This is a genomic window from Chryseobacterium endophyticum, assembly GCF_056333165.1.
This window is the reverse complement of record NZ_JBWGXE010000002.1, coordinates 27532-39638: the sequence shown is the minus strand read 5'-3', so window position 1 is coordinate 39638 and position 12107 is coordinate 27532. Positions and strand designations below refer to the sequence as shown.

12 protein-coding genes are annotated in these 12107 nt (G+C 38.4%); 1 reads left to right on the top strand and 11 read right to left on the bottom strand.

Annotation, left to right across the window (positions count from 1 at the left end; translation table 11 throughout):
• The first annotated feature begins 85 nt into the window (after positions 1 to 85).
• A complete protein-coding gene (lacZ, locus tag AC0N32_RS04690; protein ID WP_476392702.1) occupies positions 86 to 3208 on the top strand; it encodes a beta-galactosidase, LacZ type in 3123 nt (1040 codons plus the stop codon).
• 313 nt (positions 3209 to 3521) lie between these two features.
• Here the strand turns inward: lacZ and AC0N32_RS04685 are convergent, their stop codons facing one another.
• The 11 genes from AC0N32_RS04685 to AC0N32_RS04635 form a co-directional block, all read right to left on the bottom strand.
• Positions 3522 to 3797: a hypothetical protein gene (locus AC0N32_RS04685; RefSeq protein WP_476392701.1), complete on the bottom strand. Its 276-nt coding sequence runs from the start codon at positions 3795 to 3797 to the stop codon at positions 3522 to 3524.
• Between the two features lie 267 nt (positions 3798 to 4064).
• Positions 4065 to 4877 carry a hypothetical protein gene (locus AC0N32_RS04680; protein ID WP_476392700.1) on the bottom strand — a complete coding sequence of 271 codons (813 nt, stop codon included), beginning with the start codon at positions 4875 to 4877 and terminating at the stop codon, positions 4065 to 4067.
• Positions 4874 to 5485: a hypothetical protein gene (locus AC0N32_RS04675; protein WP_476392699.1), complete on the bottom strand. Its 612-nt coding sequence runs from the start codon at positions 5483 to 5485 to the stop codon at positions 4874 to 4876. The genes AC0N32_RS04680 and AC0N32_RS04675 overlap by 4 nt, the downstream gene beginning before the upstream one ends.
• The gene (locus AC0N32_RS04670; RefSeq protein ID WP_476392698.1) at positions 5482 to 6585 is read right to left on the bottom strand and encodes a glycosyltransferase family 4 protein; all 1104 of its coding nucleotides are present in this window, start codon (positions 6583 to 6585) and stop codon (positions 5482 to 5484) included. Before AC0N32_RS04670 ends, AC0N32_RS04675 begins: the two co-directional genes overlap by 4 nt.
• Positions 6586 to 6590: 5 nt before the next feature.
• Positions 6591 to 6962, bottom strand: a complete 372-nt coding sequence (locus tag AC0N32_RS04665) for a hypothetical protein (protein WP_476392697.1) — start codon at positions 6960 to 6962, stop codon at positions 6591 to 6593.
• Between the two features lie 10 nt (positions 6963 to 6972).
• A complete protein-coding gene (locus AC0N32_RS04660) occupies positions 6973 to 7887 on the bottom strand; it encodes a hypothetical protein (protein WP_476392696.1) in 915 nt (304 codons plus the stop codon).
• Positions 7888 to 7891: 4 nt separating this feature from the next.
• Positions 7892 to 9034: a glycosyltransferase family 4 protein gene (locus AC0N32_RS04655; RefSeq protein ID WP_476392695.1), complete on the bottom strand. Its 1143-nt coding sequence runs from the start codon at positions 9032 to 9034 to the stop codon at positions 7892 to 7894.
• 9 nt (positions 9035 to 9043) lie between these two features.
• A complete protein-coding gene (locus AC0N32_RS04650) occupies positions 9044 to 9598 on the bottom strand; it encodes a LemA family protein (protein WP_476392694.1) in 555 nt (184 codons plus the stop codon).
• A 521-nt stretch (positions 9599 to 10119) separates the two neighbouring features.
• On the bottom strand, positions 10120 to 10476 hold the full coding sequence (locus AC0N32_RS04645; RefSeq protein WP_476392693.1) for a response regulator: 357 nt from the start codon (positions 10474 to 10476) through the stop codon (positions 10120 to 10122).
• A 703-nt stretch (positions 10477 to 11179) separates the two neighbouring features.
• A complete protein-coding gene (locus AC0N32_RS04640) occupies positions 11180 to 11662 on the bottom strand; it encodes a cupin domain-containing protein (RefSeq protein ID WP_476392692.1) in 483 nt (160 codons plus the stop codon).
• Between the two features lie 24 nt (positions 11663 to 11686).
• On the bottom strand, positions 11687 to 12106 hold the full coding sequence (locus AC0N32_RS04635) for a Dabb family protein (RefSeq protein WP_476392691.1): 420 nt from the start codon (positions 12104 to 12106) through the stop codon (positions 11687 to 11689).
• Between the last annotated feature and the right edge of the window lies 1 nt (position 12107).

The window sequence follows — 12107 nt, the reverse complement described above, 5'->3', positions numbered from 1 at the left end:
TTATCTTTATTGATATTTGAAACCAATGATTATCAGTGCATTTTTTATAAATTTGCTTATCAAGTAAACCATGAAAATGCCTGTTATGAATTTAAAAATAATAGCCTCTATATTACTGTCCATCTTTTTTGTATCGGTTACGGCCCAAAATAACGATTGGGAAAATCCTAAAATTGTTGACCAGGGAAAAGAAAAGCCGCACGTCACCTTTGTACCCTTTGAAAACCGGCAAGACGCAATTTCAGATGATTACACCAGATCTGCGAACTATAAATCACTTAACGGGCAATGGAAGTTCAGTTATACAGACCATTACAAAGACAGACCGGCAGATTTCTACAACACAACAATGGATGATTCCGGCTGGGCAAATTTAACAGTTCCCTCCAATTGGGAGCTGAACGGTTTTGGAATACCCATCTATACCAATGTTACTTATCCTCATCCCAGAACACCACCATTTATAGGTCCGGATAATCCGGTAGGGACTTACAGAAAAACGTTTACCGTTCCGGAAGATTGGGATCAGAAAGAAATATTGCTTCATTTTGGCTCTATTTCCGGATGTGCATTTATTTATGTGAACGGCATTAAAGTCGGAATGACCAAAGCGTCCAAAACTCCAGCAGAATTCAACATCACAAAATATCTTAAAAAAGGACAAAACCTACTCGCTGTACAGGTATTTCGGTGGCACGATGGAAGCTATCTTGAAGATCAGGATTTCTGGCGTCTAAGCGGATTGGAGCGGGATGTTTACCTCTACACATTACCAAAGTTAGCCATATGGGATTTCTTTCTGAAGGGAGATCTGGATGATCAATATAAAAACGGATTGTTCAGTGCTGATGTAGATCTTCGCCAATTTAAAGGGAACGACCTTAAAAGAGGGAGCGTAACAATCAGTCTTCTGGACAGATCAGGAAAAGCCGTTTATAACAAACAGGAAAACTTCATTGTAAATGCAGACAGCATTCAAACCCTGAAATTCCGGACGACCATCAAAAACCCTTTACAATGGAATGCCGAAACACCCAATTTATATGATTGTGTGCTGACCCTGAAAGATCAAAATGGAACGGTACTCAGCATTACGGCTTCAAAAGTGGGCTTCCGTAAAGTTGAGATCAAAAATGCAAGACTTCTGGTCAATGGAATGCCAATCTCCGTGCACGGGGTAAACCGTCATGAACACGATGATGTAGCCGGCCATGCCACCACGAGAGCATTAATGCTGAAAGATATAAAGTTAATGAAAGAGCTGAACATCAATGCGGTGCGGCTTTCGCATTATCCGAATGATCCGCTATGGTATAAGTTGTGTGATCAATACGGGTTATATCTCGTAGATGAAGCCAATATCGAAATCCACGGTATGGGTGCGGAACTACAGGGCGGGTTTGATAAGACGGTACATCCGGCCTACCTGCCGGAATGGGCTCCGGCACTTACAGACAGGATCGTAAGAATGGCAGAGCGAGACAAAAATCACGCGTCTATTATTATCTGGTCTCTGGGTAATGAATGTGGAAACGGACCGGTATTCCACGATAGCTACAAATGGATCAAAAGCCGGGATACTTCCAGGCCGGTACAGTTTGAGCAGGCAGGACAAGACTGGAATACGGACATTGTAGCTCCTATGTATCCGCGCATCGCCGATATGAAAAAATATGCGGCTGATTCCACCAAAAAGAGACCTTACATTATGTGCGAATATTCACATGCAATGGGCAATAGCAATGGCAATATGCAGACCTATTTTGACATTATCCGGAAAAGCCAAAATATGCAGGGCGGGTTCATCTGGGATTGGGTAGATCAGGGTCTTAAAACCAAAGACGCTAACGGTAAGACATTCTGGGCTTACGGTGGTGATTTGGGATCATTTTATTGGCAGAATGACGAAAATGGTATAGCCGATGGGATCATCAGTTCCGACCGGACGCCTGATCCCGGCGCCTATGAAGTAAAAAAGATGTACCAGAATGTGATCTTCACGGCAAAAGACCTGAGCAAAGGTTTGATCAGCATTGAAAATATCTTTGATTTTACCAATCTTAACCAATATATATTTAAATGGCAACTGCTTAGGAATGGTGAAAAAGCAAATGAAGGATTGTTTGATGTTCAGCTCGCTCCTCATCAGTCAAAAGATGTTAAGCTTAACCTTCCACAATATAAATCGATCGCCGGAACCGAATATTTCCTTAATCTTTATGTCTATACGAAAGCAGCTACAGAAATGTTGCCTTCCGGAACAGAGATTGCCAGAGAGCAGTTCAGTTATGCAGGTTCTTATTTTGAGAAAGATCCGGCCGCAGCACCAAAATTGGTCATCACAAAAGATGATAAAAAGGTGAATTTCAATGCGGGTGATGTAAAAGGTGAATTTGACCTGCAAAAAGGAAAGTTCACCCGATACAGCAAAAAAGACAGCAATTTCAATAATTTTCCGGAGCCTTATTTCTGGAGAGCGCCTACCGATAATGATTTCGGAAACGGTCTGCCTTCAAAATTGGGCTTGTGGCGTTCTGCCCATGACCAGAAAAAACTAAAAAAGGTGACGGTTGGAGAGCAAACTGAAAACGGACTGCCTATCCTGGTTGAATGGCAACTGGCGGGCATCGATGTGCCTTATCAGATCAATTATTTCATCCATAATAAAGGTGACATACAGATTACCGCAACAATGGACATGGCTGACAAAGATCTCCCCGAACTTCCGCGCTTTGGGATGCGTACTACATTGCCCGGAAGCTTTAATAACCTCAGTTATTATGGAAGAGGTCCATACGAGAACTATACCGACCGGCACAGTGCTTCTTTTATTGGAATTTATCAGGATAAGGTAGAAAATCAATACTATAAAGGCTACATCCGGCCTCAGGAGAGCGGCAATAAAACGGATGTTCGTTGGTTTATTCTGACCGATGAGTCGGGCAACGGAATAAAGGTGGAAGGCACACAGCCTATTGCTTTTACAGCCATTAACCACAGCGTGGAAGACCTGGATCCCGGTCTGACCAAAAAGCAACAGCATCCGGTCGATTTGCCACCAAGACATCAGGTATTTTTAAATATTGACCTCAAACAGCGCGGACTTGGCGGTGATGACAGCTGGGGTGCCTATCCGCATGAGGAATACCGACTGCTCGACAAAAAATACAGCTACAGCTATATGATCAGTTTGCTGAATGGAAAATAAACATATTTTCTAAATAACATTTAGCAATCTTAAGTAGTTCCCGGTCATATTTTTTTAAAATATCAGGATAAAAAGTAACAATTACAATCTGACAATTCTCGTTCTGTCTGGAGTTAGGAAATCATATTTGAAAGGCGCTTTCAGATCAATTTTCTGCATCAGCGTTTTTCCGAATAGTTCGTACTTTTTATAATCATTAAGCATGTTCAAAACTTACAGGCCAATACCATCGATGCTTCCGGTCAGATTACCAAAAGGTTAAAATGACAGCAATTTCTACAGAAAAAAATGTTCTAATCTTAATCTTCAAAAACTAATTATCCTGTTTTTTCTTCATCATGCTGATGATAGACATCAGTGTAAGTACACCGCCTAAACCCAGTAAAAACATGGCTGCCGAATTGCCGCCGATTTCACTTTGGTTGTTCGCAGAAATCTGTTTGGCAGCCTCTTCCGCAGTAGTTGCAGTGGTAGCAATTTCCATATTTTTACGATTGACCGCGTCACCATCTGCCTGGAAATAAAGATAGCCACCTATCGCCAAAGCGATTATTCCAATGAATAGTAATACCTGAGATTTGTTTTTCATAAGGTCATTTTTATGTTGATCTAAAGTACTAAAATTTATTGATATTCAGCATATAAGGAAATCGAATCGTAAATAGTCCCGGTTCTGTAAAGTAACTCACAACTTATGCTATTGATCTTTAACTGTACCTGATACTCACAGGAAGTTTTTTGAAGATTTCGGAAAAAGAGATCTGACGAACAGTTCAATCCGCTATCAATTATATTCCCGGAAATCTGGAAATACCGGGAAAATATTGAACCTTAATCACCTTTTTTAATCAAAAAATTAGTCTTTTTTATAATGAGTAGCCTTTCTCAAAAATTGGTCATCAAATGTTCTTGGAAAAGGATTACAAATCCATTTGTTTTGGTACGGAACCAACATATGAAAGGTATTAAAGCCTGCACCGGAAAATATTTTCTCCGCATTGTCCAGCAAAGATTGAGATGGTTTTTGTTGATATAGAACTAAATCTTCAGTGCTGGTATTGTCTTGCGGAACAGCAGTAGCCGTTAAAATGATAATTTTCTGATTGGTCCTGTACATATTGGCCAGCTTATAAAGATGAAGCACTTCCGCTAAGGGCTGACTATGGATAATGAGATAATAAGGCATTTTAACCGGTATAGACATTTCTTCTAAAACATTTTCCGGGTTATCCGAATATAGTATTTTTCCGGATCGGATCCGGGAGAGATCTACCCCTTTTTCCATGACGAAAATTTCGTCAAAATCAGGGATATCAGAATTTTTTTCAAAATAAGAATTCGATAAGATCCTCGACAGCAATATCTTTTTCCCTTGAAAATAATTTAATAATGAAGATAATTCACCATAAAACCCGGCAGGAAAAACATCCACAATAAAAGAATGGATATTATTTTCCGAAATTAAATTTTCGATAAAAAACAAAAATTCAGCTGAAGAGAAAAACAAATCTTCTTTTTGAACTACATTCCATCCCGATTCCCAAAATTCTGAAAATTTAGAGTTGGTCAGCAAAATACAGTGTTCCGGAGCATAATTCTGGCTTTTCAGAAAAGAGGCCACCCTTTTGAGATGACCTAATCCTGAACCATATGCATAAATCAGTATCACTTTTTCTGATATAGAAATTCGGTAAGAAGTAATAATCTTTGATCCATCGGAATCTGATCTATACTCAGTATTCCCAAAGCAAAACTGTCCGACGTTTTTGAAATTTTATAAGCAGGCTGTCCGTTTACAGAGATTTCATTTCCTGTAATTTTCATTGTATTAATGACTTTTCCGTCTTTAGAAACTTCTATCGCTCCGTTGTTATTTTTGACTTCGTAAGGATTCAGATTCTCTTCGTTATCAGCAATTTTGATTTTGTCCGGATAGGTTTTTACTTTCCAGAGAAGCTTGGAACCTGCATCTCTCAGCTTGTATGTATCATCTTTTAGCTTTACTTCATACCGCTGTGTGCCATTGCTGTAATATTTCCTTTTATCTTCTTTTTCTTTTGCGGTAAAAGTTTCTGACCCAAACTGAACTTTCGGAGGATTTACCGTAAAACCAGCGATTTCTTTTCCTTCTTTATCAGAAATAATATAGTCTGCAGAATAGCTGCTGCCTTTCGTTTCTGTTTTCTCAGTAGTTGGGGAATTGCTGGTTTGAGCTTCCTTCTTACATGAATGTAAGCTTAAAAAAGACACTAAAAACAGGATTGTAATTTTTTTCATATTAAAAATAGATTTAGGTAGTTTTGTATTTCGTTTCGTTCTGTAAAGTTTTGACAAACAGTGTTATGAATTTCATTTTGCATTAATTCTTTTTCATCTTCGGCTAAATGGTGATAGCGAATCAAAACATCCAGGAGTGCATTGGATTCCAAAGGATGATATAAAAGCCCTGATTTTCCATGCACTATGACGTCCGGAATCCCGCCAACTTCAGTAGCAATAATCAGTTTTTTCGATGCACCGGCTTCTAATAAAACATTAGGCATTCCGTCATACAAGGATGGAATACACACGACGTCTGCCATCTCATAAAAACTACGCATCTCATATTTGGAGGCAAACGGAAAGAGTTTAACATTCAAATCAAAATTATTAATAAAAAGTTTAACCTCTTCCGGCAGATCACCGATCATCCAGATTTCGTAATCACTTTTAAAATGAAATTGATCAAAAGACTCTATAAAATGGCGGATGCCCTTCTTAAATTTAAGTTGTCCTGCAATGAGAATAATCTTTTTGTCCGTTAATTCCTGTTTTCTTTGATCGGCCTTGTTTCTTTCGTTTTCATTAAGATTCCAAAAAGAGGCATCAATTCCGTTCGGCATGTAAAATACTTTTTTTGAAGGGAACAATTTTGCGATTTTATCCTGTTTATCCTTACAGACGGACAATATCGCTTCCGAATGTTCCAGGGAATAAAGAAGTGTATTTCTTTTCTTGGAAAATAAGCCTTCGTCAAAATCATTTCCCCGGATACAAGTGTACAAAGGTTTCTCAAAAAGCTGACTGATGACTGGCGTCCACATCATCGGCAGATATCCGCCAAAAGCAATAATTGCATCAACATCCAAAAATTCCTTTCTCTTTTCCAGGAATAATGTCGCCAGATTCAGCGTATATTCTTCCGTATCATAGATCCCTAGTGCACTGTAGTTTCCGCCGGTTTCAGTTTTTATCACATAAGGCTTCTGCCGGTTGGAAAAATGCAGGACGTGGACTTCACAACCTTTTCTTTTCAGATTCCGGACAATCCTTCCGCAGGATTCGGCCATTCCGCCTTTCGACGGAGGATAATTTTGGGTTACCAGCAACAGTTTCATAGAATTTAACTGTCAAAAGGTGAAGAATCACCCGAGTGATCGGAAAAATCTGTGAACAAAACCGTATCAAACAATGCTCCGTACTGGCTTGCCATCGTTACCAGAAATGGATATTCTGCATGAAACCTGTTCATCATTTTTTTTCGCCAGACAGGCCGGTCCGGTGAGTATAATTCGATCTTGGAAGTCAGCCTGGGATCCAGAACGGCCTTACACGTTAAACAAAGTTTTTGGTTTTTGCCGTTTTCATTCTGGAGGAAGATATGGTTTTTGCAAACTTTTTTGTTGCAGTTTGTACATTGTTCCGTGGCAACAGCAGGACAATCATCCACGAGAAACAAACCTAATTTTTCCTGACAATTTATATTTTGATCCATATTCTCCATATTATTTTAAGGTAAAGCATCCGTAGCAGATATTAAACAAATTAACCACCTCCAAAGAAAAATATTCTACAGAAAACAATGGCGTGGAATTGTATTGATAGGCACTGTAATCATTAGGATTTTCTTCCTTAATATCAAACTTCCGCCGTGCTTTCATATAATAAAATGACTCATCTTCTTCCAATTGGATATCAGATTTATCAATGTCATTTTTCAGCTGATAAATGGATTTCGGAAGCTTCAGCTTCAGAATAAAAGGATAGACGGATTTGTATTTCTGCTTCGTTTTTCTTTTCCCACTGATTCCTCTCTTCTTGATAATGCGTCTTCTCACTTTTTCCACAAAGCTGAAACTGACTTCTGCACCATCTTTCAGAGTACAGTATCCCTTTCCGATTTCTTTTTCGTAAAACTCTTCTTTACCGGAAATGAAGCCGGGTGTTTCAAATGTGGCATCCTGAGCAGATTTCAAATGTTCCGTACCTGCCAGCGTTTCCTTCACATTGGCCGTAAACTGGATCGTTCCCAATTGTGGAAGTTCTTCTTCTATCAAGGTAAATAAGGCGGAAAAGTAATCCGAGAAAAAGTCGTAGCCATCTGTATAATTCTTTCTGAATTCTCTTCTGTATCGCAAATCCATTATTAAAACGACCACGAACAAAATGATGTTGATTATAAACCAGTAATCCGGAACCAGAAAGAACACTGCAGCGGCAACAGCAAAAAATCCAATCCAGAGTGTGGTGGTTTTCTTCTTTCTCTTTTTTAAGGACAGTTCACGTTGCAACACACACATCCTGAAAAATCTGATCCATTTCAGAGGTGTTTTTTTAGCACTGAAACCACGGTGCAGATGTGCTCTCTCGATAGGCGCCATATCTTCCGTTGTCAACTGGATATTATAATATTCTGCCATAGTTTTACATTAGATGTTGATATACTTTTTGTAATTTTTGATTGTGGTGTTTCCAGGTAAACTGCTCTTGGAATGTGTTGAATGCATTTTCAGCTTTCTCATTTGCCGCTTCCGGATTATCTAAAATAAAACGGATGCACCGGCTGAGATCCAATTCATCTTCCGGCCAGAAAAAGTAAGCTTCATCTTCTGTCAGCAATTCTTTGGTTACGGGCAGTTCTGCTGCAACAATTGGTGTTTTACAGGCCATTGATTCCAGGATTTTGATGGGGCAACAGCCCTGTACTACGTTTCTGTCTCCAAATTTTAGCGGGGCAACGGATGCTTTTGCATGTTGGATGATGGCGTAAAGCTCTTCTTTTTCCAGTTCATATTTAAAAATAACATGATCCTGGATTCCGAGATTTTCAATTAATTTATGATAAGCTTTGGTTGCTTTTTCTTTCACGGAAGAGCAAATGACCAGTTTTAAATTTTGATAATCTTGCAGATACCGGAAAGATTTCAGCAAAACATCCAATCCCTGCCAAGGTTGCAGCGCACCGAAATAAACGATATATTCTGTAGGAAGATCAATCGGTTTTTCAATTGTCGGAACGGTTTCCGCACCATTTGGGATAACCGATATTTTGTCTTCAGCAATCGAAAACTTTTCTGTCAGATACTTTTTGGTGACTGCAGAAGGCGTTACGATATGATCGCAGGCCTTAAGACAAATTTGTTCAATATTCCGGATTTCAGCAATGAGAGAAGGTGTTAAAAGCGGAAATCTCACCGGCAATTCTATTGATGTCAACGCATTGACTTCAAAAACCGTTTTGAGATGAGCCTGATTTATCATTCCAAGCCCGCTCCAGATATCACGGAACTGGCCAATTCCTTTTTCATGAGAAAGTGCCGTGCAATGGTAGACTTTCTCAGAAAAAAGCCGGGCTCTTTCCAGGTAATTCTGAGTATCATTTTCGAAAAAAAAAGGATGGATTTCTACATTTGCCGCAAACCTGGTATCTATTGCGGAATTACCTTGCAGGCAATACACATCTACTTTATCCGCAATTTCCGACAGAGCTTGCAAACTGTGATCAATATGTGTAGAAGCCCCTTTGCTTGTAGGGAAAGCATCAAAACTGGCGTAATAGGATCTCATGATTAAAAGTTAGAAATTAACTTTCACCACCTCGCGCTCACTCGCATTCTGAATTTCAAAAAATTCCGCTTTCTCAAATTTGAAAGCGTTGGCAATCATGTTGGAAGGGAAAACCTCAATCGCAACATTGTTTTCCTTTACTTTTCCGTTGTAATATCTTCTCGCCATTTCAATGTCATCTTCCAGGGCGTTCAAATCCTGCTGAAGAGAAATGAAATTACTGTTGGCTTTCAGGTCAGGGTAATTTTCTGCCACGGCAAACAGGTTCATCATTGCATTTTGCATCGTAGATTCCGCTGCGCCCTGTTCTTTGGCCGTCTGCGCTCTTCCGGAAAGGTTCCTGGCTTCCACTACATTCTGTAAAACTGAAGATTCGTGTGACGCATAACCCTTTACCGTTTCTACAAGATTGGGAATCAGATCATTTCGCTTTTTAAGAAACACATCTATCGAGCTCCAGCCTTCCTGCACATTGGCCCTTTTATTTACCAATCCATTATAAACCGAGATTGCCCAAATGATAGCAATAGCCAAAATAGCAACGATAATTCCGATTGTAATCATGATTTATTTTTTTACAAGTTAAAAAAAATACCAAAATGAAGGGGAAAAAATGTTTAAAAATCCTTTCAATCCGGTAAGATTTTATAGAGCATTGCGGTTTTACTTCAGCTAATGATGTCCTTAAATGAAGTCAAATACATCTCCAATGATAGAACGGCTCAATACTGATCTTCAGTGAGCTGAATTGAGCTTTTTTTAATGTTCTTTAAAAATTCTATGCCGTATAAGCAAACAGCAAAAACTTGAAGATCAGCAGGAGAATCTTCGTGTTTAAATTGAAATGGGAAATAATACATGGGTTAATAATAACCGCAAGTTTGAAAGACGATCTTTCTATAGCTGATCCTAAACCACAACAACCCATTATTTCCTTGTTAGGAACCTACTAAATTGAGTGCAGGACCACTAATAATGGCGGGTCATTCTGATAAATAAGTGGAAAAGATATAACTCGTCTGGAGAAAAATTGAAATGCCGTACGTATTTTTCAATTAAAAAAATTGCACAGCACCTTTGGAAGTTTAAGTATTTTTCTTAACGACATCAATCAGATCGTCAATGTCAAAAGGTTTTTCAATATAGTCATCAGCTTTGCATTGTTCTGCCTTTTTAGATAACTCAGGAGAGGTGGACGTTAATACGGCTGATAAGTCTTCTGTAGCAGGATCGGACTTTAGCTCTTCAATCACCTCGGTTCCCGTCTGATCACCTTTAATATACTCATCCACAATCACAACATCAGGATTGATATCCTCAATCTCTTTAATCGGATCGGTAGTTAATGATGGGGTCACATCATACCCTTCATTGGTCAAGATGTGATCCATAACCTCTAATATTTGTTCATTATCCTGAATAAGCACTACTTTCTTCTCCATAAGTCATTAATTTTATGTAAATGTATGAAAAAAAGTGATCGTTATCAGCGATCTGGTATACATCTACAAAAAGGATTTAAAACTTTGGATCCTTATAATAAATCGCAAATACACACGTAATCATTAGTTTTTAGCATCATGTTAAAACCTACAACTTCCATGAAGTCACCCAAAAGAAATTCAATCCATGTAAAACTTTACCCAAAATCATCCATATTTTGTGGATCGGAATACTAATTCTTAATGAAAACAAACTGAAAACCTGACGTTTCAGAAGCTTATTGCTCCTCGGTTTTAATATAAATCTTTATCAGAAAATTTCATATCCTGTTTTTTGCAATGGCCTGATTAAGACTTTCTTTTTCCGTATTGCCACTGGTTTGTTTGAACGTAATTTATCATCGGTTTCAGTTCTGGTGCCTGTAACAAAATCAAATTGAGTGTCCGTAAATGTTGTATATTCATCAACATAAGCTTCTGTTGAATTATTGGTGAACTTTCTGACTATTATTAATAGAAATCAAGTAAATTCTATCAATTACAATATAATTCATTTTGTGGTACATTTTACTACTAAATTTCACTATTTACTATTAAATATTTCGAATTCATCATATTGAGCTATTTTGCTTTTTTATACCAACAAATAAAAACGGGCTGTCCAAAATTTGGGCAGCCTGTTTTGGTTTATTTACAAATTACATTAATCATTCTTGACAAAATTATCATCTGCATTTTCATCCAATGGAATATACAGTCTTTCCCAAGCCTTGCTTTTTACCATATCCCAGCTGTGCCCCTTTCCTTTAAGGTCTTCAGCCAGCAAGACTGTTCCGGGTTTGATTATGAAGGTTGACCCATCGGTAACTTTAAATCTGATGTTCCCTTTCAGAGTTATAACGTATTGCCTTCTGGGGGCGGGATGTGCATTTTTTTCCCAGTCTTCGGTTTTGTTGCTCATCCAGAATGTGGTCGTATTGAGATGTTTCAACGTTGGGATTCTCCCTTTCTCGAAACTGCAAGAGCCATCAGGATTATTGATCAACCTTACGGCAGGGATATAATCTTTCGATTCTTCCTTATTTACCTTGATGCTGAGGTTCTTGTTCTCTTTGTTTTGTGCATTCATTATTCCAAATGTGCTTAAGGCTAGAACAAAGCTAATGCCTTTAATGATGTTTTTCATTGTAAGAATTATATTAATTTAAGTTTAATTGTAAACTGTGTCGTAAACCAACATCTTTTCGAACATCGGTTTGTATTTTTGAACCAAGGCAAGATGTTCAGGGAGCTTTCCATAAGCTTCAAGTGCCTCCAGCGTTTCAAATTCCATTGAGGCATTATAAGTGTAAGTGCTGTCTAAAACAGTTCTCGGACTTGAACCTGCCGGTTTGCCATATCGCAGGTTTTTTTGGTAAGGTAATTTTTTAAGACCTTCGAAGAAGTTTTCGAAATTTTTCACTTCTGCTTCAGAAAGATCTTTTTTTAACCAAAAGAATAAATTGTGAGCGTACATTTTTTTAGGTTTTACAGGGTTTAGATTTGGGAAGACTGAAGCAAACATACTTCCCGAGATCAGCATCAGGGCAGACGCCTGAAGCGATCGCATTAAGAATTTTCTTCTTTCCATT

What these genes read in the sequence shown, in the direction of transcription:
- lacZ (WP_476392702.1), top strand. Translation starts at nt 86, where the DNA reads ATGAATTTAAAAATAATAGCCTCTATATTACTGTCCATCTTTTTTGTA.
- AC0N32_RS04685 (WP_476392701.1), bottom strand. Translation starts at nt 3,797, where the DNA reads ATGAAAAACAAATCTCAGGTATTACTATTCATTGGAATAATCGCTTTG.
- AC0N32_RS04675 (WP_476392699.1), bottom strand. Translation starts at nt 5,485, where the DNA reads ATGAAAAAAATTACAATCCTGTTTTTAGTGTCTTTTTTAAGCTTACAT.
- AC0N32_RS04670 (WP_476392698.1), bottom strand. Translation starts at nt 6,585, where the DNA reads ATGAAACTGTTGCTGGTAACCCAAAATTATCCTCCGTCGAAAGGCGGA.
- AC0N32_RS04665 (WP_476392697.1), bottom strand. Translation starts at nt 6,962, where the DNA reads ATGGATCAAAATATAAATTGTCAGGAAAAATTAGGTTTGTTTCTCGTG.
- AC0N32_RS04660 (WP_476392696.1), bottom strand. Translation starts at nt 7,887, where the DNA reads ATGGCAGAATATTATAATATCCAGTTGACAACGGAAGATATGGCGCCT.
- AC0N32_RS04655 (WP_476392695.1), bottom strand. Translation starts at nt 9,034, where the DNA reads ATGAGATCCTATTACGCCAGTTTTGATGCTTTCCCTACAAGCAAAGGG.
- AC0N32_RS04650 (WP_476392694.1), bottom strand. Translation starts at nt 9,598, where the DNA reads ATGATTACAATCGGAATTATCGTTGCTATTTTGGCTATTGCTATCATT.
- AC0N32_RS04645 (WP_476392693.1), bottom strand. Translation starts at nt 10,476, where the DNA reads ATGGAGAAGAAAGTAGTGCTTATTCAGGATAATGAACAAATATTAGAG.
- AC0N32_RS04640 (WP_476392692.1), bottom strand. Translation starts at nt 11,662, where the DNA reads ATGAAAAACATCATTAAAGGCATTAGCTTTGTTCTAGCCTTAAGCACA.
- AC0N32_RS04635 (WP_476392691.1), bottom strand. Translation starts at nt 12,106, where the DNA reads ATGGAAAGAAGAAAATTCTTAATGCGATCGCTTCAGGCGTCTGCCCTG.